23 protein-coding genes are annotated in these 24286 nt (G+C 32.8%); 6 read left to right on the forward strand and 17 right to left on the reverse strand.

Features of this window, described 5'->3' with window-relative positions:
- Positions 1 to 9: 9 nt before the first annotated feature.
- The 6 genes from C7N41_RS02160 to C7N41_RS02185 form a co-directional block, all read right to left on the reverse strand.
- Positions 10 to 201, reverse strand: a complete 192-nt coding sequence (locus tag C7N41_RS02160; protein WP_105964102.1) for a DUF951 domain-containing protein — start codon at positions 199 to 201, stop codon at positions 10 to 12.
- Between the two features lie 17 nt (positions 202 to 218).
- Positions 219 to 1100 (reverse strand): ParB/RepB/Spo0J family partition protein, encoded by an 882-nt coding sequence (locus C7N41_RS02165; RefSeq protein WP_105964103.1) that lies wholly within the window; start codon positions 1098 to 1100, stop codon positions 219 to 221.
- Complete coding sequence (locus C7N41_RS02170) at positions 1090 to 1857, reverse strand: ParA family protein (RefSeq protein WP_105964104.1); 768 nt, start codon at positions 1855 to 1857, stop codon at positions 1090 to 1092. Before C7N41_RS02170 ends, C7N41_RS02165 begins: the two co-directional genes overlap by 11 nt.
- 19 nt (positions 1858 to 1876) lie before the next feature.
- A complete protein-coding gene (rsmG, locus tag C7N41_RS02175; RefSeq protein ID WP_105964105.1) occupies positions 1877 to 2614 on the reverse strand; it encodes a 16S rRNA (guanine(527)-N(7))-methyltransferase RsmG in 738 nt (245 codons plus the stop codon).
- Between the two features lie 179 nt (positions 2615 to 2793).
- A complete protein-coding gene (locus C7N41_RS02180) occupies positions 2794 to 4035 on the reverse strand; it encodes a NupC/NupG family nucleoside CNT transporter (RefSeq protein WP_105964106.1) in 1242 nt (413 codons plus the stop codon).
- 88 nt (positions 4036 to 4123) lie between these two features.
- A complete protein-coding gene (locus C7N41_RS02185; protein WP_105964107.1) occupies positions 4124 to 4951 on the reverse strand; it encodes an alkaline phosphatase family protein in 828 nt (275 codons plus the stop codon).
- Between the two features lie 205 nt (positions 4952 to 5156).
- Here C7N41_RS02185 and C7N41_RS02190 point away from each other — a divergent pair, with 205 nt between their 5' ends.
- Entirely contained in the window at positions 5157 to 5741 is a 585-nt protein-coding gene (locus C7N41_RS02190; RefSeq protein ID WP_157944946.1) for an SGNH/GDSL hydrolase family protein, read from the forward strand.
- Between the two features lie 191 nt (positions 5742 to 5932).
- Complete coding sequence (locus C7N41_RS02195; protein WP_133241660.1) at positions 5933 to 6481, forward strand: competence protein ComK; 549 nt, start codon at positions 5933 to 5935, stop codon at positions 6479 to 6481.
- A gap of 28 nt (positions 6482 to 6509) precedes the next feature.
- On the opposite strand, the gene C7N41_RS02200 is transcribed toward C7N41_RS02195, so the two are convergent.
- Complete coding sequence (locus tag C7N41_RS02200) at positions 6510 to 8270, reverse strand: glycosyltransferase family protein (RefSeq protein ID WP_105964110.1); 1761 nt, start codon at positions 8268 to 8270, stop codon at positions 6510 to 6512.
- Between the two features lie 153 nt (positions 8271 to 8423).
- Between C7N41_RS02200 and C7N41_RS02205 the strand changes: the two genes are divergently transcribed.
- Complete coding sequence (locus tag C7N41_RS02205) at positions 8424 to 11012, forward strand: glycoside hydrolase family 70 protein (protein ID WP_105964111.1); 2589 nt, start codon at positions 8424 to 8426, stop codon at positions 11010 to 11012.
- A gap of 42 nt (positions 11013 to 11054) precedes the next feature.
- On the opposite strand, the gene C7N41_RS02210 is transcribed toward C7N41_RS02205, so the two are convergent.
- From C7N41_RS02210 to C7N41_RS02220, 3 genes are all read right to left on the reverse strand, one after another.
- Complete coding sequence (locus C7N41_RS02210; RefSeq protein WP_105964112.1) at positions 11055 to 11357, reverse strand: hypothetical protein; 303 nt, start codon at positions 11355 to 11357, stop codon at positions 11055 to 11057.
- Between the two features lie 92 nt (positions 11358 to 11449).
- Positions 11450 to 13231: a glycosyltransferase family protein gene (locus C7N41_RS02215; RefSeq protein ID WP_105964113.1), complete on the reverse strand. Its 1782-nt coding sequence runs from the start codon at positions 13229 to 13231 to the stop codon at positions 11450 to 11452.
- 77 nt (positions 13232 to 13308) lie between these two features.
- On the reverse strand, positions 13309 to 15090 hold the full coding sequence (locus tag C7N41_RS02220) for a glycosyltransferase family protein (protein ID WP_105964114.1): 1782 nt from the start codon (positions 15088 to 15090) through the stop codon (positions 13309 to 13311).
- A 162-nt stretch (positions 15091 to 15252) separates the two neighbouring features.
- On the opposite strand from C7N41_RS02220, the gene C7N41_RS02225 reads away from it, so the two are divergent.
- Positions 15253 to 15942, forward strand: a complete 690-nt coding sequence (locus tag C7N41_RS02225) for a hypothetical protein (RefSeq protein ID WP_105964115.1) — start codon at positions 15253 to 15255, stop codon at positions 15940 to 15942.
- Between the two features lie 65 nt (positions 15943 to 16007).
- Here the strand turns inward: C7N41_RS02225 and C7N41_RS02230 are convergent, their stop codons facing one another.
- The 4 genes from C7N41_RS02230 to C7N41_RS02245 form a co-directional block, all read right to left on the reverse strand.
- Positions 16008 to 16157: a hypothetical protein gene (locus C7N41_RS02230; protein ID WP_157944947.1), complete on the reverse strand. Its 150-nt coding sequence runs from the start codon at positions 16155 to 16157 to the stop codon at positions 16008 to 16010.
- Between the two features lie 19 nt (positions 16158 to 16176).
- Positions 16177 to 17580 (reverse strand): hypothetical protein, encoded by a 1404-nt coding sequence (locus tag C7N41_RS02235; RefSeq protein WP_105964117.1) that lies wholly within the window; start codon positions 17578 to 17580, stop codon positions 16177 to 16179.
- Positions 17581 to 17695: 115 nt separating this feature from the next.
- Positions 17696 to 19180 carry a hypothetical protein gene (locus C7N41_RS02240; protein ID WP_105964118.1) on the reverse strand — a complete coding sequence of 495 codons (1485 nt, stop codon included), beginning with the start codon at positions 19178 to 19180 and terminating at the stop codon, positions 17696 to 17698.
- 134 nt (positions 19181 to 19314) lie between these two features.
- Positions 19315 to 21141 (reverse strand): hypothetical protein, encoded by a 1827-nt coding sequence (locus C7N41_RS02245; protein WP_105964119.1) that lies wholly within the window; start codon positions 21139 to 21141, stop codon positions 19315 to 19317.
- Between the two features lie 320 nt (positions 21142 to 21461).
- On the opposite strand from C7N41_RS02245, the gene C7N41_RS02250 reads away from it, so the two are divergent.
- A complete protein-coding gene (locus C7N41_RS02250) occupies positions 21462 to 22355 on the forward strand; it encodes a LysR family transcriptional regulator (protein WP_105964120.1) in 894 nt (297 codons plus the stop codon).
- Between the two features lie 69 nt (positions 22356 to 22424).
- On the opposite strand, the gene C7N41_RS02255 is transcribed toward C7N41_RS02250, so the two are convergent.
- The 3 genes from C7N41_RS02255 to C7N41_RS02265 form a co-directional block, all read right to left on the reverse strand.
- Positions 22425 to 22670 carry a DUF2922 domain-containing protein gene (locus C7N41_RS02255; protein WP_105964121.1) on the reverse strand — a complete coding sequence of 82 codons (246 nt, stop codon included), beginning with the start codon at positions 22668 to 22670 and terminating at the stop codon, positions 22425 to 22427.
- Positions 22671 to 22690: 20 nt separating this feature from the next.
- The gene (locus tag C7N41_RS02260) at positions 22691 to 22894 is read right to left on the reverse strand and encodes a DUF1659 domain-containing protein (RefSeq protein ID WP_105964122.1); all 204 of its coding nucleotides are present in this window, start codon (positions 22892 to 22894) and stop codon (positions 22691 to 22693) included.
- Positions 22895 to 23010: 116 nt separating this feature from the next.
- Positions 23011 to 23670, reverse strand: a complete 660-nt coding sequence (locus C7N41_RS02265) for an RNA polymerase sigma factor (protein WP_105964123.1) — start codon at positions 23668 to 23670, stop codon at positions 23011 to 23013.
- Positions 23671 to 23746: 76 nt separating this feature from the next.
- Between C7N41_RS02265 and C7N41_RS02270 the strand changes: the two genes are divergently transcribed.
- On the forward strand, positions 23747 to 24184 hold the full coding sequence (locus C7N41_RS02270) for a GNAT family N-acetyltransferase (protein ID WP_105964124.1): 438 nt from the start codon (positions 23747 to 23749) through the stop codon (positions 24182 to 24184).
- Positions 24185 to 24286 lie beyond the last annotated feature (102 nt).

Genomic DNA, 24286 nt, shown 5'->3' on the forward strand with positions numbered 1-24286 from the left:
CTAATTATTTTATTTATCTGAGTCCGCTTTTTTCAAAACTTTCTTCATTTTCTTTTCGAATTCTCGACGCGATAACATCACAACGTGTCCACAATTTTGACATTCAATCTTAATGTCAGCACCCATTCGAATGATTTTCCATTCATTGGCACCACATGGGTGTTGTTTTTTCATCTCAACAATATCATTTAGTGCATACATATAATATTACCCCTTTACTAGTCTAAATTAATATCTAAAATTTGCAAAATACGATTCAAGTCTTCGTCAGAAGTATAGTTAATTTCTAACTTACCACTGCCCTTTTTAGAACGACTGCTAGCAATATTCACGTTGGTCCCAAACTTATCTTGCAATTCATCTTCATAAGCACGTAAAAATGGTGATTGCTTAGTAGAACGACGTGGCTTACGTTTCTTTTTAGGCTTAGCAGTTAAATCATCAATGGCTTTACTTAATTGACGAACCGTTAATGTTTCATTGTAAGCACGTTTAGCTAGTTTAATTAAATTTTGTTTATCTTTCACTGAAAGTAAAGTTCTGGCTTGTCCCATGGATAATTGATTTTTAGTCAACATATCTTTTACTTCGGTGGGTAAACCTAATAAGCGTAAGTAATTAGCAATGTATGGACGGGACTTGCCCAATCTTTTGGAAACTTCAGCTTGGGTAATATCTAATTTGGTCATTAAAGTATTATAAGCCTCTGCTTCTTCAATGGGATTCAAATCTTCACGTTGCAAGTTTTCAAGGACGGCAATTTCCATCATTTGTTCATCGGAAGCATCCCGAATAATAGCTGGAATGGTCTTTTTATTAGCCATGCGTGAAGCACGGAAACGACGTTCACCCGCTAAAATTTCATATGAATCTTCATTACCTGATTGTTTTCTAACAATAATAGGTTGAAAAACACCAGACTTTTTAATGGATAGAGTTAAATCTTTTAATGCTTGCGTATCAAAATGTGTTCTAGGTTGAAATGGATTGGGGGATAATTTAGCTAAAGATAAATCAATCACTTCTTCTTGACCTTCTTCAACATCGTTATCGGCAAATAATGCTTCAATGCCACGGCCTAGACCTTTATTATTCGCCATGATTTGCTAACACTTCCTTTGCTAATTGCATGTATAATTCAGATCCTTTGGACTTTGGATCATAATCAATAATTGGTAAACCATAACTGGGTGCTTCTGATAAACGCACATTTCTGGTAATGACTGTCTGATAGACAGTGTCACCAAAGTAATTACGCACTTCAGAATTAACTTGTTGACCTAACTTAGTTCTGGCATCGTACATCGTTAGCAACACCCCTTCAATCTTCAAATCTGTATTGAAATGTTTTTGTACTAATTTAACGGTGTTCAATAATTGGCTTAATCCTTCCAAAGCATAGTATTCACTTTGTACCGGAATTAAAATTGAATCACTAGCGGTAAAAGCATTAATGGTAATTAGTCCCAATGAAGGTGGGCAATCTACTAATATGTAGTCATAATTATCTTTAACAGCCTTTAATGCATTCAATAAACGAGTTTCACGTGCCATTTGAGGGGTTAATTCAATATCGGCACCGGATAATTGAATGGTTGCTGGCACAACATCTAAATTATCATGAACTGAATGCAAGATGGCATCCGTAATCGATTCTTCATTCACTAAAATGTCATAGATGTCTTTTTTTATGGAAGACTTTTGAATTCCCACTCCAGAAGTCGCATTTCCCTGGGCATCAGCATCAATTAGTAATACTTTTTTGCCATTACTAGCTAAATCAGCACCCAAATTAACGGAAGTCGTCGTTTTACCGACCCCACCTTTTTGGTTGGCTAGAGAAATTACATATCCCATGTGTAAACCTCCTTATAAGTTACTTTTCTGGTTCACCAATTGGTTTTTTGTTTGGTGTTCCGGCTTTTCTTGGATATTGTTTAGGTGTTTTTTTAGTTTTATCTAAAATAATAATATGTCTTTGATCATCTGATATTGGTAATGAAAATTCTTCATCTGCAACCACTTGACCACCTAAAGTCTTGATTGCTTGATTACCATTGGCCAATTCAGTTTCTGCTTGGGCTGCTTTTAAAGCAATCATCTTACCGCCTACTTTAACTAATGGTAAGCATAATTCAGATAATACACTCATCCGAGCAACCGCACGGGCAGTCGCCACATCATATTGTTCACGATGTTTTGACTTTTTGCCACCAAATTCTTCAGCACGTGCATGGTATAATTCAACACCATCTAAGCCTAACGCATCAACCAAGTTTTGCAAGAAAGTAATGCGTTTATTTAAAGAATCAACAATTGTTACCTTTAAATTAGGAAAGACAATCTTCATTGGTAATGATGGAAAACCAGCCCCAGCGCCAACATCACATAAAGTTAATACTTCTGTTTTTAAGCTTTGATCATAGAAAACTGGCGTAATGGAATCATAAAAATGCTTTAAATAAACATCCTTTTCATCCACAATCGTTGTTAAATTAACATGTTTATTAGCCTCAACTAACATCTGGTAATAAGTAGCAAATTGTTGCATCTGTTTGTCAGATAACTCAATGCCCATTGATGCTAGTTGTGCTTTAAATTCTTCTGGATTCATTTTGATTCTCCTAATGTGAAACTATCAATTTGTTTCACGTTTATCTCTACTTTAAATGAAAAATTTATATTTTACAATATGTAACTACACTTATTCATTATAACGAATGAGCACCTAGTTCGTCATTAAATATGCTAAAAAAAAAGACAGCCAAATGGCTGTCTTTTTTTAAATTTATTTTACCAAACGAATAGTCCTACGATACCAGCAGACATTAGTGAAACTAAAATTCCTGATAGTACTAAGTAACCCACGTTCTTTGAAATAACGTCGTTTGATTTTTTATCAACAATTCCTTTAAATGCACCAATAATCATTCCAACAGTCGAAAGGTTAGCAAATGATGTTAGAAAGACAGTTAATTGGGCACGAAAATGAGGAGCGAAAGTATTGATCTTACTTGAAACGCCACCCATAACAACGAATTCGTTGGTAACTAGCTTAGTTCCCATGTATTGTGCAAATTGGAAAGCGGTGTGAACATCGGAACCCATTAACCAAGCAAATGGGAACATGATGATTCCTAGAATGTGTTCTAGTGATAATGAAGGATTAATCAATCCTAGAACTTTATCAATCAATGCAGCTAAAGCAACGAATGCGATAACGTTAGCAACAATGATTAAAATTAATTTACCTGCACCTAAAATTGAATCACCCAAGAATGAGAAGAAAGGTTCACGTTCAACCTTTTCACCAATTTCAGCGGCTTCTTTGTTTTCTTCATTATTATTACTACCACCCATTTTAGCGATAGTATCTTCTTCTGGGCTGACATTAGTAGGCATCAAAATACTACTAATGATAACAGCATTTAAAATGTTTAATGGTACGGCAGTTAAAACGAATTGACCCGGTACCATTTGTGTATATGCACCAAGAATGGATGCAGTAACACAAGACATTGACATCATCGCAATGACGACATTACGTTGTGCAGAAATACGTTTAATTTGCAAAGTTGAAACGGCAAGTGCTTCAGTATTACCTAGAAACATCATTTCAACAGCAAAGAATGATTCAAATTTAGGTTGGCCTGTTATGTATGCCAAACCTTTTCCGACCCATTTAATAATAAATGGAAGGATTCCAATATAAGTTAAAATATCAAAGACTGGCACAATCAATAGAATTGGCATTAAAGCTGAAGTTACAAAATCCATTTGTTTCATATGAACCCAACTTGGTAATGCGAATGCAATTCCTTGATATGCTACTTGAACTAAGACTGCAAAGAAGTTCGCAGCAGCTTGTACTGCCGCACGACCCCAAGCAAATTGAGTCAAGCAGTAAGCAATCACCATGTTTAAAATCAAAACAGTGATTACTGAACGCCATTTGATATTCTTTTTATCTTTTGAAAATAAAAATGCAATTCCTAAAAATACTAAAATTCCTAATATGTTAACTAACAAATACATGTAAAACTAATCCTTTCTCTACTACAAAATAATTTATACGACGATAGCTTATTTTAGTTGCGCATCACCCCTTTCAATTAATTGCATTTTAAAGCACCTCATTTAAGAAGTTTGGCTTTAAGTCACGTTTAATATCATCAATGTCAAAGTTCTGAACGAGGGCATTGGAAACTGCCGCACTACTACGTTTAATACCTAATGATTTACCATTTTGATTTAAAGGATTGAAAACAATCAATGGTAAATATTCACGGGTAATTGATTCATTTACACTTGGATCATTCGCAAATGATGAAGTGACAATTAATAAATCATCTTCTGATAAATCTTCAATAATATTAGGCAATTGTGCATCAATATTGCTCAATTGGTTTGCATAAGCATCAATATTGTCTTCATCAGAAAGGCGTTTTAATAATGGTGGCTGACAATAAATCAATCCATCAAATTGCACATCCATTTGGGCTGATAATTCAACAAAAGCTTTACTATCATTAGGAACTTGAAGCGAAAAAGTATCGTCTTGGTTTTCTAAATAACTAGCAAAGCTTGATATCATCGATATATTTATATGTTTTTCAGACATTAAATCCATCGTAGATAAAGTACGCAAGCTTGTGTCAAAATCAAACATTTCACGTAAGCCAGCACCACTACTTTTGGTATTAATGCGATTAACCATTTTACCGTAAAAGGCACTAGGATTAGCCACTTGTGGAATCTCATTAATTTCATGATCCCATCGAATGCTACCTAAGCCCATTTTAATTAAGTTAGGAATTTCAAGTTTTTTACCGGCATGTGCAGCTACATGCCCTAACGTATCAACACCAACAGAATTAAAGCGATTAGCATCGGGAGCTTCCCCAATACCTAGGGATGCTAAATCTAAAACAATAATTCGTTTCTTATTCATGATCCATTACTTCCAATCTGTTAGTAGTTTTATTTAACTAATAATTCTAGCAGAATTATAAAGCATGTCAATAAGAAAAAGCACCGGCTAATTAAATTAGCTAGTGCTTTGTTAAGAAGTATTGTTGCCCCTGCCAAGGAACTATATTATAACACTATTCATAAGCATGTTATTATTTATGCAAAATAAAGAAAGGAAGCTTATTATGAAAATTGCAGCGATTGGTGATTCAGTCACCAGAGGCTTTGATGGCTTTAAAGATATTACAGAAAATTATCCATATTATTTAAGTCAAATTATGCATTACCCTGTTGATAATTTTGGCATTAACGGTGCCACCATTAAAGATGATTTAGCTAGTGAAATTAGTAATGTGCAATGGAACGCATATCAACAATGTATATTATTTATGGGTACTAATGACTATGGTCATAATGCAGACAATCTGCAAAGTGTGATTAATGAATTAAAAAATTGTTTAGTTTTTATCTTAAAAGCTAATCCAGATATTAAAATTACTGCTGTCTTGCCCTTAACCCGATATGATGGACATCAAAACGCAGCTGAACAAGTTCGTTTTGCTAACTACACATTTAATGAATTACTAGATGCCTTAGCTCAAACATATAAAAAATACGATATTCCTGTACTAGACTGGCGTATCCTCTATCCTGATTTTATCAATGATGATAATTATCAAGTAAAATATAACGACCAACATGTCCATCCTACTGCACAAACTTACTATCAAATTGCAAAGAAAATTGCCAAATTTATCAAAAAACAATAGCACTCTTAAGCTTTATGTGATATATTCTATAATTATCGGCTTAAGGAGGCGCCCACACTTTGCTGAGCACTATTGAAAAAGCTCCAATTAATCATAGCAATAATATTAAGTACGTTAATTTTAAAGATTTAAGATACTCACATATTATAAGAAAGGTTAAAACACACAAGCCAAAATGGAATAAAGTAATAATGCTACTGGATTTTAGTGAACATAGTAAACGCTATCCCACTTTAATTATTGAAGAAAAGCAAGGTTTTTATCTGATTGAAACATCGATTAATGTCATTATTAATCAAATGCTTGAAGAAAATAATGTCACTAATAAACAACTAATAGATCATTTTTGCGAATGTCTTGGTTTAAAACATACATATCCAATCTTAACCGCACATTCATCATTTATTGCTCTACCTAAATTTAATCGTAATAAGTGTAATCATTCATGGATCAATGTTACCTTTTTAAACCATTTACCATCATTAAATAATCGTAAATATACTGATTTTATGCTTAAAGAAAATCAATTTATCTGCTTACCAATTAGTGAAAAATACGTTAATAATAAACTAGATGATTTAAATAAATTAATAAGTTATCTTTATAGTGAGTTAATGCAAGTCAATCAAAGCTCCAAAGGACTTTTAAAAGGTGCAACACTGTACAATGGCGATAGAATAAAAATAAAAGATTGTTTAAATCAATGGTCATTAAAAAGACAACCTAAATTGGATGACTAAAAAAGAAGCTGCTACTTAGCAGCTTCTTTTATTTACGATTAATTAATTTATAAAATAACATGTAAATAAAGAATATCCAGCTAAACAAACATATCCACATCATTGTTTTCCACCAATTACCGGCTAAATATTTAGTCGTTAGAGTATTATTGCCATGCTTAGAATGCACAATAATGGAACCAATTTTACCAGTCTGAATACCATTTTCTGAACCATTGTAAGTAACTTTAGTATTCGCATATTTAATTACTGGTAGTTGGGTCAATTTATGATGATATGGGCTATGCCATCTGACCGTTAATGAACCATCAGCGTTCACTGTTTTGACAAAATGATAAGTTTTGGAAACATTTTTCTTCACTAATTGTTTATGCGATTTATAGTAAGGATGCAAATTATTATATTCAACTGGTTCTAATTTCGAACGAACCGGTAAATAATCAGGCACGGCTTTAGTAAAATCATTAATCAAACCACTTAAATCATTGCCATAAAAATCATTTTTAATTTGATCTGGTTTACGTTTCTTATGCATATAAACGTGCGTTAAATTAACGGTAGTTTGATTATCAACTAAATGAATGGACTTTAAACTTTTAAAGCCTTCCGCCCATAAGTTAATCCCTAATCCTAAGAGGATAGCAACTATTAAACTACCAATTTTTATCCAATGATAATCATGTTTGGTCGTCTGTTTGGTCATCATAATACCAGCAACCAGCGGTAAAATCACAAATGGCAACACTAAGAAGCGTTTAGGAAATTGTAAGTTATAAGCTAAATGTGGATAAATTTGCATTGCTTGATCCCAGGGAAATAAATATGTTGATAAATAAAAGAACACTAAACCGGTAATACTAAGCGTTTTAACCTTTACATCCCACTGTTTAAAGTGACGCACAAACATATATAATACCCAGATAAATAATGCAAAATCGGCTGGCTTAATCAAACTCGTCCACGAATAAATTGAAAATTTAAAAGAGAAAAAGGTCATCGATGGCACTGGGTACACCGGCATCAAAAAGTTATTGTGGAATAACTGTAATAATGATCCCCAAATATTAGCCGTCATTAATAAACATAAAATAGCGGCTAAACAAGCTCTTTTAAAGTAAATCCATTTATAATCAGTCATAAAGAAACCAGCAATAAACATTGGGACTAAGCTGATAAAGCCAATTAAACTCGTCATTAAATGCGTTTGAATCATTAAGGCCATTGCTCCAGCTAAATAAATAATACTAAACCGATGTCCTTTGAAGAATTGGGTCCCCGCTAGAATTAATAACGGCATAAAAGCTGCCCCAATCCCGGTAAACTGTTGCGTTAATAGCCATGAAACGACGGGACAAGAATACATGTAAAAAATAGCTAATAAGATGGCATAACTACGTTTAACCGAATTCTTAATCAGCAATAAATACATGGACATCCCAGCAATAACTAATACCAATAATGTTTCTAAAATTTGGAAGTGAAACCAACTACCGCTCAGTAATAATAACAGACCACTTAAGTATGAAATAAACGGTCCATACACGGCATTGATCATCCGGCCACTTTGAGAAAAGCCATAGTTCATTTGAAAATAACTAAAATGGCCGTTTCGAATCTGCATTGCAGAATCATAAAAACGGTTAAAGTGAAAAATTGAATCCATCCCTAAAAAGACGGAATGGGTATAGATTTGGCGACTTAATAAAATTAAGGCCATCCCTAAAATCACTAAAAACGGTGTAATTTTAGCAGATGACAATCGTCGAGAAAGCTTTTTTAATTTATTCATTACGAACCTTCTAATTATTAAAATATGTATATTTATTATCTTAAACTGAGCATCAATTTTTTTCAATTTGATACCCTCAAAAAAATATTTCTACCAATAGTTTTTATATATGATAACATTAATATGAAATTATATTGTTAGGAGTAAATATTAATGATCAAAAAATTGCATCAACCCAAAAGTCGTTACCGTAAATTGATAACGGCGGCGGTCGTTACAATGGGTGTTTCCATGAGTGGTTTCATGTTCACGCATAATGTAAACGCCATTAGTAAAAATAATCAGCCGGTGAAATATACCAAACAGTACGTACAAAACGTTAATGGTTATCTAACTGCTGACACTTGGTATCAACCAAAGAAAATCCTTAAAAATGGTAAACACTGGGTTAATACTAAACATAATGATTATCGTCCCATCCTAATGTATTGGTGGCCTAATAAAGGCATTAAAGCTAACTACATAAATTATTTTAATCAACATGGTCTTGGTAATAAGCACCAAAAAGTTACCAAAAATAGTAGCAAGCAGACTTTAAACAAGGCTACTAATAAGATTCAAAAACACATCGAAAAAAGAATTAATAAAAAACATAGTGCTAAATGGTTACGAACTATGATGAATAATTTCATTAACCAACAATCCATTTGGAATATTAAGAGTGAATTCCCTGTTTATGGTTGGGCTAACCTTCAAGGTGGAAGTTTTAAGTTTGTGAATAATAAACTAACTCCGAATGCTAATTCTAAGTATCGTTACTTAGGTCGTGCTTTCACCCTACAAAAGATTGAAAACACTAAGAACTATGAATTATTACTAGCTAATGATGTGGACAACTCTAATCCAGCGGTCCAAGCAGAAGATTTAAATAACCTACATTACCTAATGAATACCAGTTCAATCTTAGGTAAAGGTTCTGATGGTAATTTTGATGGTGGCCGTGAGGATGCTACGGGTAGTTTGGATTACGATGTGACCCAAATTGCTGAACAATATTTCAAAGATCGTTTCAATATGACTAATGATAAAAATAGTAATGCCCATCTAAACTTGCTTGAAGATGGGGTTAGAGGTTCAGTTAACGCTACTACTCGTGATCACTTTGGCGCTTTAACACATGATATGAATTTAACGAATGCCTTATTAAATACTTTCACTAAACAAAGTAATCAAAGGACTTCATTACAATCATTAATTGATACAGATTGGGTTAAACGTACCAGTGATTATACAGAAAATGATAAAGTCCCTAATTATTCATTTATGAATGTTCATGATGGGGTCCAAAGTTTAGTAGGTAACGTTATTAGTAGTATTTCTAAAGAAAATCCTAATGCTCCTACTCGTAAAACTTTACAAAAAGCCATTCAAATTTATGACAATGATATCAATAAAACCAATAAAAAATACGCTGGTTATAATATCCCATCAACTTATTCTTTATTGCTAACTAATAAAGATATGGTGCCCCGTGTATATTATGGTGACTTATTTGTTGACGGTGCCCAATACATGGCTAAGAAAACTATTTATTATGATGCAGTGACTGCTTTATTAAAAGCTCGTATGAAATATACTGCTGGTGGTCAAGAAATCAGAATGCATGATAACGGTAATATTATGTCATCAGTACGTTTTGGTAAAGATAACTTTAAACCAACTGATGAAAATAGTCGTAATTCTGGAATTGTAACAGTGACTTCAAATAAAGATAACTTAAAACTAGGCAACGATAAGGTAGTTATTGATTTAGGAGCCGCACATAAGAATCAACAATTCCGCCCATTACTAATGAGTAAAGCCAGTGGTTTAAATATCTATAACAATGATAGTGATGCTAAAGATAAAACTATTACTACCAACGATAAAGGTCAATTAATTCTAAGTGCTAAACAAGTACAAGGGTTTAAGAATCCCCAAGTTGCTGGTTACTTATCCACTTGGGTCCCTGTTGGTGCTAAAGACAACCAAGATGTAAGAACTGCTGCATCTAGCGAACCTAGTAAAGATGGTAATGTCTTCCATGCTAATTCAGCTTTAGATTCACATGTTGCATATGAAGGTTTCTCATCACTACAACCTAATCCAACTAACAATATTCAAAAGACTGACGTTAAATTAGCACAAAGTGGTGACTTCTTTAAAACACTTGGGATTACAGATGTTGAATTCCCTGGTCATTATATGTCAGTTAAAAATGATAATTCATTTGTTGATTCATTGGAAAACAATGGTTATGCTTTCAATGATCGTTATAACTTAGGGATGAATGGTCAAAGTACTAAATATGGTACCGTTGATCAAATGATTGATGCTAATAAAGCCCTTCATCAAGCTGGTGTGCATACTATGGCTGATTATGTAATGAATCAGTTGTATGGATTAAATGGTCATGAATTAACTTCTGTTAAACGTATTGATGGATATGGTCGTTACTTGAAGAAATCAAACATCAAAAATGATTTATATTATGCTAAAACCAAAAGTTCTGGTAAAGATTACCAAGCCCAATATGGTGGTAAATTCTTAAGTGAATTAAAGGATAAGTATCCTGACTTATTCACACAAATTCAAACTTCCACCGGCAAACCTATTAATGCTAATGAACACATTAAACAATGGTCGGCTAAATATTTGAATGGTACTAGTATTCAAGGCCGTGGGATGGGTTACATTTTAAAAGATAGCCAACATGATAAATACTATAGTCTAAATAAATTTAATAAACACGCATTAAGATAAAAAAATACCTTCTTAGGATTAAACCTAAGAAGGTATTTTTATTTAGATATATTTAGTAATATCAATATCTTCAACTTTTAATATTTTACTCATATCAAAGCCTATCATATCCGACTTGAAAGCTTCACTATTCATATATTCTGCATTTAATTCAGAAAGGTTGTCACCATCCGATGATACTAAAGCAAAAACTCTACAGTTAGTAGAACTATTTTCTTCCATAAATACTTTATCGACATTGATGCCAAATTTAGGCAAACTTTCTAGATGTCTATTCCAGTGAGTTGATAAATATTCTCTCGCACTTTGTTCATCTTTTAGTGTATAAATTCTTAGTTGTTGCATAAGAAATACCTCCTTTAAATTTCAAGCAAAATAAAGGTTACACTTAAAAAATTAAAATTCAATATTGAATTAATCATTACAAAGTGACTCATTTAGAATCTAAATATTAACTTGGCACCTAAATAAATAATCATCAGCAACCAACTAATTACAAATACAATCATTAATAAATTGAATTGTTGATTATTAACATATTTAATCGTCATTACGTTTTGACCAACTTTGGATTTAGCAATAATTGCCCCAATCTCAGTGGTCTTAACGTTTGCGTTCTTTTTACCATTCAAGGTAACTTGGGTATTTGCATATTTAACTGCTGGTACCTGAATATTCTTACTACTGAATGATTTGTTCTTCCAAACAACCGTTAACGAACCATCTTTATTAACATGCTTATCAAAATCATGATCCAAATTAGGAATAATCAATTGATAATGGGCAGTGTAGTAAGGATGAAGCTTATTATAATCATCTGGTTTCAAGTTAGCCTTCACTGGTAAATAATCAGGTGTGGCTTTATTGATATCACTAATTAAGTATTGCCAATTATCACCAAAGAAATCCTGCTTAATCGTATGATGATTATGCTTTACATACATGTAAGAATGCGCAATTGGCGCCCATGGATATTTGTCAGCAACCATTTGATTAGACTTATCAACTTTGAAATCCATATTATATCCGTTAATTCCCAGATTAATACCAATTAAGGCAAATAATAAGGCATAGCGGAATAACTTAGGATGTTCAAAGGCACGTAAAGTAAAGATATGATCATCATAAGTTAAGATTTTCCCAAAGACTAGTAATAACATTACAAATGGAATTACTAAGAAACGTTTAGGAAATTGTAAGTTGGAAGATAAAATTGGAAATAACTTCTGTAGTGTTAACCATGGAAATAAAGTAGTTGAAGCAAACAAGAAGAAAGTTCCAGTAATCGTTAACGTTCTTGTCACAATGTCTGAATGCTTAAAGTGACGTACAAAATAGTAAATCACAAATAAGAATACTACCATTTCAACTGGTTTTACCAAACTATACCATGAGTAATGATCAAATCGAAAAGCATAGTCTTCCATGTTAGCCACCGGAAAGACCGGCATTAAATAATTACTACCAAATAATTCTAGTGCACTCCCCCAAACATTGGCTGTTAAGGCTAGTGTAATGACGGCAGCAATCAACGTATGTAACACCATCTTGAACTTATGATTAGTATGCAATAATGCCACTAAGAACAATGGAACGACCGCAATAAATCCAATAATCGTACTCATAACATGCGTTTGAATTAATAAGGTCATTGCTAAAGCTAAATAAGGAATTGAAACTTTTTTCTTATTAATAGCTTCCGTTCCTGTAAGTACTAACAGCGGTACTAACATCGCACCGACACCCGCAAATTGTTGCGTGGTAATCCAACCCATTAATTGGGATGAATACATGTATAAAATTCCAATCACCATGGCATAGCCACGTGAAACATTATTCTTAATACATAATAGATACATGGACATGCCGGCAATGACTAAGAAGATAATTGCTTGAATGGACTGAAACATGTACCAATTACGACATAAGATTAATAAGGCCCCACTTAGATAAGATATCACTGGACCATAAATGGCATTAACAACTCGACCAGTTTGATCAAAACCAAAGTTAGCTTGGAAATAATTAAACTTGCCAGTTTTCATTTGCATGGCAGTATCGTAAAAACGATTAAAGTGAAAAATTGAATCAGCACCTAATAAAACTGAATGCGTCAGCAATTGTTTACTCATCAAGGCGATTGCCATTAACAAAATGACGATCAATGGGGCTGATTTAGACCCCCACCATCGCTTGAAGAATCTTTTAAAGGAATCCATAAAATAATAACCTCATTTTAAAAAGTTTCTGAATATAATTATATGGTTGGTATCTAGGTTTTTAAACCCAAATTCAATTAAATTTTAGTTACAATTTTGCTAATCAATGGATAAGCTAGAACAATTAACCAACTCAAAATACAAATCACCATCATTAAACGCGTCATAAAATCTTGATAATATTGAATAGTAACACGATTCTTACCAGCTTTAGCTTTTACAATAACAGCGCCTAGGTTGGTAGTGTGTACTTTTTTCAATTTATTCCCATTCAAAGTGACTTTAGTATCAGCATACTTAACTAATGGCACTTGGGTCCACTTAGCTTTCTTACTATGCCAGATGACTGATAAGCCCCCATCACGCCATACTTTATGTTTAAAATGAGTGACGGAATTCTTACCAATATATTGATGATAATCTAATAAATATGGATTAAAGGCGTTATATGCTTTAAAGCCCTTAATGTCCTTTTTAACTGGCATGTAATCAGGTGAAGCCTTAATATAATCGTTCACTAAGTGTCCTAAATGGGGACTATCAATATCTTTTTGAACATTGCGATGATGCTTTTTGAAGTAATAATATAGTGAACTATCATGATAATTACTAATATTATGCCCCTTAGTAGTTTGATCATAACGATAAATACGATCATTCATAGAATAAAAGTCTAAGCCTAAACTACCGATGATAATGACCGCTACTAATAATAAACGCCACCATTGTTCACGACGGAAAAATTGATGATTAGTTTCATGTTCATAGGTCATGATCATGCCTAACGCTAGTAGAATCATAATAAATGGCAAAACTAAGAAACGTTTAGGGAATTGTAAAGTATAAGTCAAACTAGGCATAAAACGTTGAATCATGCCCCATGGAAAGTGACTCCAGGAAACAACCATAAAGCCTATTCCAGTGACAGTTAAAGTCTTGGTAACTAGACTAATCTTTTTCCAGCGGTAAATGACAAAACCAATTACAAATAAAAATAAAATCGCTTCGGTAGGTTTGAAAATATTAGTGATTGAATATAAATTAAAATTAAAACCATATGTTCTTAGATGTGGGACTGGATAAACAGATAATAACTTATTGGTTGAAGAAATATATAATAAGTTGTACCAAACGTTAATCGTTAAGAAGATAGTAATCATTGCAGCATATAAAGTGTGACGTACTAATTTCCACTTATCAGTGGCTGTCACTAAGCCCACAATGAATAATGGAATAATGCCTAACATTCCAATCATGCTGCTCATTAAATGCGTTTGAATTAATAGTGACATGCTTAAGGATAACCCTAAGACTGAAACATCATGTTTTCTAATCGCACTAGTTCCACTTAAAATTAATAGTGGCAATAAAGCAGCCCCAAAAGCGGTGAATTGTTGGCTCGTTACCCACTGGACAATTTGTGAAGAATACATATAAATAATGGCAACTAAAATGGCATACCCACGAGTCACATGATTCTTAACGTTCAATAGATACATGGTTAGACCAGCAATGACTAACACAATTATGTTCAAAACAATTTGAAACTTGAACCAACTGCCACATACTAATAGAATCGCTCCACCAATGTAAGCAATAATCGGTCCATATAAGGCACTTAAAATCCGTCCATTTTGCATGAACCCATAATTAGTTTGAAAATAACTAAATTTACCCGATTTTAGCTGCATAGCAGTGTCATAGAATCGGTTGAAGTGAAATAGTGAGTCAGCACCAAAGAAGAGCGTATGCGTCCATAATTGGCGACTGACCATTAATAACGCCATAATCAAAAAGATAATTAGTGGCGATAATTTAAAAGATAAAAACTTGTTAAAAATGTTTTTTAATTTTTGCATTATAATACTCCTAAATTATGTAAAATCTAATCTATCCCCATATTAATACAATTATTAAAAATATCCACATTTTATGAGAATTTGTGGTGAAAAGAATAAATTCAGTGCTATAATTAAATAGTAATATTAGATTAACATATACATAATTTGGAGGCTTTATAAATGAATTTCAAAAAATTAATTACAGTAACAGCTTGTGCCACAATGCTTGGTACTAGCTTCTCAGTAGTAAGTTCATTAAATAGTGGTGAAAATATTGTTGCACATGCAGCTATAAACAAAAAAGTAAGTGCAAAACAATTCTATTCTGATATAAATGCTGCAATGGTTGCAGTCGAAAAATCCAACAGTTCTCAATATGGTGTTGGCGATGTTAATAACATGAAGAGCAATGGAATTTCAGTATATACTGGTAACAACTATAATAGTTCTTTTCCTGGTTTTTTAAATTCATTATGTTATGGTGATTATTCTGATCCAAATTCTAGCAATTATGATGCCATTAAATATCTTTACAAACACTTTGTTAACCGTTTTAATTCAAATACTAAAAATGTTTTAAAAAATGACTATAACAAATCTACTTTAACTAATAAAGATAACAGTGATGAAAATGGTTATTACAATTTATCAAATGATTTGTCATCAGCTATAAAAGATTGGGGATCACATTATGAAGGAATTGCCCCAACTAAGAATCATGTTAAGGCCGTTAAAAATAATGTTAATAAAGCTCGTGCCAAATACAATCATGTAAAGAAAAATCATTCTAAGAAAAACAGAAAAGCTATCAGAAAAGCTAAACATAACTTAGAAGTTGCTCAAGCAAAATATAATGCTTTAGTAAAATAAATTTTAAATAATAAAAAGCTTCATGTTCGATAAATCATCGAGCATGAAGCTTTTTTAATAGTAAATCAATTATTATTATCAATTAATTCTTGTTGCGTTATTATCTTACTATCCTTATTATCTAATTGTTTTAAAGATTTTAAGATTGCCTTACGATTTCGTTCATTTCCTAATAAATAATTAGTTTCTTGCATTGAAACATTATTAGTATTCAAATCATCATCTCCAAAATAATTAACGATAATAAACGTTAACAACTGGATTACTACCTTGGACCAAACCAGCATCAGTATAAGCAAAATTAGCTGATCCATTGGTACTTGGAACTACTAATAAGCCATTATCAGACAAGACTTTTTGAATTTGAGCAGTCGTAATAACACTACCTTGCATAATGTGCATATCCACTAATTCTTGTTGGGCATTCAAAATACTGTTAATTCCATTAGTATTCATATTAACTGGATTAGCAGCACCAGTATTATCAAAAATACGTAAGTTAAGCTTTACACTGTTAATAGTTGGATTCTTAGCCACATAAATAATAGCTTGACCACCATTAGCAACATTCCCAGATGCAAAGACCGCATTGCCAGATTGATTAAATCCATAACCCTTAGGTAAATACTTAGCAATGGTACTAGTGTTAGCTGTTGGATAAGCATTAGTAGTGTTAGTTAAATCATTAACCCCTACTGTTTGTTGAGAAACAACTTGAGCAGTCGATTGGTCAATAAACTTCAAAGTGTAACCATTAGTTTGTTTTGGTTGTTCATTCTTAGGTGTTTTACCATCAGTAATATCATCATTATTATCAACTTTCGGTTGATTATGAGTTTGCTTCTTAGCAGGTGTTTTCTTTTGTTGCTTGTTAGCTTTCTTAGCGGGTGCTTTCTTCTTAGCAACATACTTACTCTTTACACCACCATGGAAAGCCCATCCATTGATTTTAGGATGTTGTTCATCAACCACATAGTAATAGACCCAGCCTTGCGTATTCGCAACCGCACTTTCAATCTTAAAGGTATCTTTAGCATATTCTTTTTTGTTAAAGTCTAATTCTTTAGAATTAATACGACTGTAATTAGGAGTAGTCCATAGTGAAGAAGTTACATGATAGCCTTTTTTGTTTTTAGGCATCTTAGCATATCTAAGTGGACTAGTAGCAACAACTCCAGTTCCTTTTTCAATCTTAGTTAAATCATTGGAAAAATCATTCTTCCCAGCATAGATCCAACCACGATATTTACCACCTAATGTAACCATTTTGGCGTAGTATAAACCAGAATTAGTCTTGGCCATTTCATAAACATAGAAAATATTCTTTGGTGAATTAGAATTGGCTAGTTGTTTCATGCGATGTTTAGATGCAACAACCTTAGCATTGCCTAAACGACCTGGCTTGTTGAACATAGTAACAATCCCAGTAGGTTTTACATAGGCATAGTCAGTAGATACTTTTAATGGTGAATATTCAGCAGTTACTTTGTTAGTCTTAGTTGTCTTTTTAACATTTTTTTGTACTTGTTTAGTTTGATGATTGGCTTTAGTCTTTGCATTCACACCCATACTGCTAAATGCAGATAGTGATAATGCGGCTAAACCAACATATAATGAGTTTCTTAAACCTTTTTTCATTATAATGCCCCCTAAATTTTACTAGCACAATTATAGCATAGAATGAAATAAATATTCATATATTAATAAACAAAAGAGCCATGGAAAAATTCCATGACTCTTTAATATTGTTAAATTATTTGTTAAACAAAGTAACAATTCCACTACCATTTACAGGAGTAGTTTGTTGTTGTCCAGTTTGATTATCTTTAACAGTATAGATAAGATTCAAACCGTCAATTCCGTTACTCATACTTTGACTATTAACATCAGCAAAAGTAGCATTTGAAATTAATTGGTTATTAGCATTAAATAACTTAGGGTTTGCAGCATTAGTTTCTGTTAAGTTAGCATCAAATGTATATGTGTATCTATGGCCAGCATCATTGCTAGTTAATTGATACATTGGTTGACCATATGAAAGCATTTGTGATTTAAGGTTATTGTAGTTGAAAGTATCATTATCATTACCCTTAAATAATGCATCATAGGTATTTTGAGACATATTAACAGGACTTAATTTACTGTTACTAATAGAAGCAAGGCTTTGGTTAAATGAATTAGGGTTTTGTAATTGTGAAACTGTGTATTTAACAGCTTGTCTATTATTTTGTGGAGTAACAACTACAGTTAAGTTTTCACCCTTGTTAACAATAGAGCTATCATTTAAGTAACTGCCCTTATCTGTAATATTGCTTGAATTGATTAAGTTGTAACCAGTTCCCTTTAATGAATCATTAACAGAGTTTACAACGTCTTTGGAATTGTAAGTTCCATTATTTTGTAGATATGCAGGGTTAAGACTCTTAGTCATAACTGTTGAGCCTAGGTTGGCATTACTTACATAAGTAACGTGAACAGCATTTGCAGCATTTTGTGCAGCGTTTTGTGAATTCATAACATTAGCTGGCATATTGTTAGTAAAGTCAGATGCCTTTACCCAACCATTAATCAATGAATTATTTTGATCAGAAACTTTGTAATAAGTGTCACCGCCATATACAGTTACAGTATCATTGACAGTGAACTTATCAGCACTAAAGTTAATACCATTAAAGTCCTTTACGCTACTATCAGCACCAAACTTGTAACCAGCTGGTAGATTGTAAATATTGTTAGTAGTTACATAACCAGTAGTATTGGCTGGCTTAGCAGCAGTGGTAGTTGGGTTATCAATCTTTTGTACACCCTTAACATATACATAACCACGAACCTTCTTATCGAATGATACTACCTTGTAGTAGTGAACACCATTTGAAGTTTTAACTTCTTGGTATGCCATGAATAAATCATTAGCTGAATTAGAGTTAGCTTTGGAACGCATGTCGTTCTTTGAAGCCTTAATCTTGTTGTTCTTAACACCACCTGGTTTAGTGAACATAGCATTTTTACCAGTTGATTTATAAACTAATGATTGATCTAGGTTCTTAGTAACCTTAAAAGTTACTGCTTTAGCAGACTTCTTAGTTGTTTTCTTAGCATGTTTCTTAGTTGTCTTAACGACATGATGATGACTAGCAGCATTGGCAGTAGTAGCTGAAACAGTGGTTGCACCAGCAACTGAAGCAAAAGTCAATGCCGCAAGTCCTAAATACAATGATTTTTTAAGATTTACTTTCATTATGAACTTCCTCCTAAATATAATTCAATATGATTGTAACATTAAAGTAACATTTTTTCGCCTATTTAACTTAATTTTATGTATAAAAAAAGAATGGAATAAATCCATTCTTTTTAAATCGATTAAATTTTTAATTAATCATTTAAGTTTAAGTTAGAATCAGCAACAATAGTCTTAAAGTTATTGTAATTAGCAACACCTTTACCAGCAACTGAATCATTTGAAGCATTTGCTACTAATGATTGAATAGTTGATAAATCAGATTGTTTGAAACCTTGTGCTTTAAGATCTTTTTTAACTTCAGCAATAGCTTTTGCCTTGTTTGAAGTATTATTAGTTGCATCTCCATCAATTGCAGCTAATTTATCATTTGCTGATTTAGCAGCTGAATTAATCTTTGATAGGTTTGCATTTGTTACATCTTTACCAGCTTGTGATTGTGCTTCACTGTGCAATGCATCGTAACCCTTGTCAGTGCTGTCAGTTAAGCCAGAACTTTCAAGAAGTTTTTGTAATCCAGCAGCATCGTTTGTGTTACCTGATGCTTGTTCAGCAGCAGATAATTTGTTTGCAGGATTGTTTTCATTGTTATATGCACTAATAGCACTCTTAGCTAAGTAAACAGTATTATTTACATCGCCATTGTTAGTTGTAGTGTTTGAACTGTCTTTAACATCATAGTAGATAGTGAAAGCACCAGGTTTACCAGCAATTTCATCATAAGTCTTGTCACGGTAATTGTTGTTACCAGTATTAACTTTATTATCATTACTATTTCTAGTGTAGTTAGCATTGTAAGTGTAAGTCTTAGTTCCAATAGTAAATTGGTTCCAAGGTTTACCAGGTGCTAATAATGAAGCTTCAAAGTTGTTGAAGTTAAATGTTTGGTTAGCATTTCCTTGGAATAATGCCTTCCATTGATCTGATGATAATTGTAATGATGATAATTTACCATTTACTTCATCACTATTTTCTTGTTTTTGGTTAATTGTACCAGCATTACTGTATGCTGCACTCTTGAAGTTAGCAGGTGTTAAGTATTGTGTAGCACCTTTATCAACAGTTACAGTAATTGTGTTACCCTTAGCAACTGAATCAGAAACTGATGATGGGTTATCGAAACCAGTACCAACTAGTGCTTTATTAACAGAGTTGTTTACATCATTTGCTGAGTAAGTTCCAGTGCTTGATAAGTTATCAGGATTCATGTCTTTTTCCATTAATACTGAACCATAGTTAGCTCTATCAACGAATTTAACATGAATAGCATTAGCTGAGTTAGTAGCATTCTTAGCAGCATCAGTAATTGTATTGCTGAAGTATACTGAGTTTACCCAACCATTAATTAATTGGTTGTTCTTGTCAGTTACATAGTAATATGTTTGGTCATTGTTAACCTTAACTGCATCAGACACAGTGAATTGGTCAGCAGCAATGTTCATACCCTTGTAATCATTCTTCAAGCTAGTCTTGAATTGTGAACCGTAAGCTTTGTTAAAGAAACGGTTAGTGTTAGTTAAGTAACCAGTAGCATTAGCAGGTTTGTTAGCAGCTACAGTAGTGTTAGTCTTAGCAACACCCTTGTTGTAAACAAAACCACGAACCTTCTTATCGAATGAAACTACCTTGTAGTAGTGAACACCCTTTGAAGTAACGCCTTCTTGGTATGCCATGAATAAGTCTTTAGTGCTGTTTGAGTTAGCCTTTGACTTCATGTCTGAAAGACTTGCAACAACTGATCTCTTACCTACAGCCTTGTTGTAAACAGCGTTTTTACCAGTTGACTTGAAAGTAACTGATTGGTCTAAGTTCTTGTTAGTAGTTTTGTAAGTTACCTTCTTAGCAGCAGCATGCTTTTTAGCAGCGTTTGCGTTTGAAGAGTTAGCGGTAACACTAGCAACTGAAGCAAAACTTAAAGCAGCTAGACCTAAATATAATGATTTCTTTAAACTAGATTGCATTATATATTCCTCCAATATATTTTTATGTAATTCATCAAGCAAAAGAATTATAACATAAAATAATTATTAAACAAAAGTTTTTTAATTATTCATGTAAAATATTTACCTAATAAACTTCATTAACATATAGTATAAATAAATTTTATTAAAATATCAATTGATTATTTGCTTTGTAATGCAATTGATAAAGCAATGAAATATTTAATTATTGTTAACAAATATAAAGTAAATCATCCCCACCTATTTGTCAAAATATATACACTATTATGTAGAAACATGTACAATTTCTTTAATGATTATTTTAAGAAAGGATGAAGAATATGGTTACTTTTTCTTATCAAGCCTTAGTTACTGTTGTGAATCAAGGTAGTTTCCAACGTGCTGCTAATATATTAGATGTCACCCCGTCAGCGATTTCACATTCCATTGATAAGTTAGAAAAACAACTTGGCTTTGCATTATTGCTGCGTAATCGTGCCGGTGTAAAGTTAACGGAAGATGGCAAGTTGATTCTACCTACAATTCAAGAAATCTTGAATAATGAAGATCGCCTCATGCAGGAAGCCGATAATATTAGGGGCTTAACGGCTGGAACCGTTAAATTAGGAGCTTTTAGTAGTGTCTGTATCAACTGGTTACCTGGGATTGTCGACAAATTTAGAAAACAATATCCTAATATTAAGATTGAAGTTACACAAAACAGTTTTAATCACATTACAACCCAAACCCATCAGGGAAATCTTGATTTAGGATTCACTTGTCAGCCGATTAATGAAAAATTAGTAAAGGTATTATTAGTTAAAGATCAAATCTATTGCATTACACCCAAAGGATTTGTGCCTAAGAATGGGCATTCAATCACGATTGATGATATTAAGCATGAACGCTTCATTTTACAGAAGTCTGATTATGATGGTGATACGAAGGAAGTCTTAGATAAGTACCATGTCCAAGGTAATTCGATTCAATTCAGTATTGATGACCAATCCATTATTGCGATGGTTGAATCTGGACTGGGAATGGGAATTTTGCCTAGACTAGCTTTCGATAAGCATAATTCACATGTGACGGCTTATCCATTTGATGAAGCATATTATCGTTCCATCTTCTTAGTGATGAATGCTGTGCAGATGAAAACACCGGCTACGCAAAAAATGGTCAGATGTATCAAAGATTTCATTAATGAAAATTATCCAGCGCAATTACTTAAATAATATACACAAAAAACCACCAATCAAATTAATGAATGGTGGTTTTTGCGTATTGATATTAGTGATTATATTTTATTTTACTGTTTGCTTATCTTCATTACGAGTATCGAAAATGGTTTCACTGTTGGTGTCAATGTAACGAGCAGCGACTGGTACTTGGTATTGATTCATCCCATTAACTTTGAACATCTTTAATGCCCCGATACGATTCATTGCACTTTGTAATGTTTCGTTATCTAATTGACCACTCACATAGTTCAAACGTAGTGTCTTTACCTTTTGATCTTCACTTTTGAATACTAATTCTAATTTTTTCATTTATAATTTCCTCCTATTAATTAAGCGTAGTATCTAGTTTGTGCAATTAACTCTGTTTTTTCTAAGTTATCAGAAGTCAAAGTTTTTAAAATTGAACCAAATTCAGTAATTTGTGCATCTGATACATCTTCGATGACATTGGCAAATGAACGATTCACCACTTTTTCATCTTCCTTTGTAATCATTTTATAAACTACCTTTGATTTATCCCAAACTTTATTCATGCTGTATATCCTCATTTCATTTTTTAATTGGTAAGTTGTTGGCGCCAACCCTTACATCTACTAGTAACGAAGTTCGATGCGAAAGTGGAACCCCTAATTTTAATTTTTAATTAAATTTATTTTTTGACGCAGCTTTTGCGCCATTTATTTAAGGTTTTAGTTGAGATATTGGTCTGGCGTGAGATTTCTCTCATGTTATCGATTCCTTCATAATAACGGTAGTAGATTAATTTACGTTCAGTTTCACTACTAATCTTCCACAATTCATTTAATAGTTCATTATGGGAGAGTTCACTTTCAAAAGAATAATCATCAATTAATTGGTTTTCCCAACTATCTTGATTATTTGCTGACATGAATTCAATTTTTTGCGTATTGCGACTTGCTTTGCGTAATTGGTCTAATAAGTGCCAGTAGACACCTTGATAAAGGTAAGCTAGTCGCTGTTTATCATCATCTGGTCCTTGATATTGATAGTACTTTTTAGCGAAAATAATGAAACCTTCTTGCATTAAATCATCGTATTGAGCTGTATTTTTTTGAATATTTAATCGTTTCAATACCCCATATATTACGACCCTATGATCGCCTTGCATGAGGTAGTTAAATCCATCATTTAATTGTGTATAAGTACTGATATCACAGCACTCCTTTATTTGGAATTTATCCAAAGGCCTTCGAACAAATATAAAGATAACAGGCAATTTTGCTGGTTTCACTCCCGCAGATTTTGTCATAATTACCGCAGATTTTGCATTTTGGTCATTTTTCGGCAAATAAGGGGTACTTTTCTTTGTTTTTTTCAGCAAAATAGTAGAATTGAATTGATGAACATATAAGGAGGTTTTATGAATGCAATGGCATATTAAGACTTTTAAAGAACTAACTCGTGATGAATTATGGGAAATTTACAATGCTCGTACCAGTACCTTTGTGGTCGAACAAAACCGTCCTTATCAAGAAGTTGATAAGATTGATAAGAAGGCCTTACATGTCTGGGCTGAAGAAGATGGCACTTTACTAGCATATGCACGTATTTTTTATGGTCATGATCACACCAGTTTTGGCCGGGTGTTAACCACTAAAGAAGCACGTGGTAAAGGCTTAGGTAAACAACTAGTTCAAAAGATTTTAGATGTAATTGATCAACACTTTGATAATAATCCTACAATTGAGATTGATGCCCAAGAAGATAAGGTCGGCTTTTATGAAAAGTTTGGCTTCCATCCCGTCGGTGGTGTCTACACTTTCCATCAAACACCCCATATTAAGATGGTATTGAAGCAATAATTTCCCATTTTGTGTAAATTATTGCCGCAGATTTTAAAATTATGGAAACAAAAAACTTGCTACTTTTTTAAGTTAGCAAGTTTTTTTAGGTTTTGATAATGT

The sequence above is a fragment of the Apilactobacillus micheneri genome (assembly GCF_002993975.1).
Classification (GTDB): Bacteria; Bacillota; Bacilli; order Lactobacillales; family Lactobacillaceae; genus Apilactobacillus; species Apilactobacillus micheneri.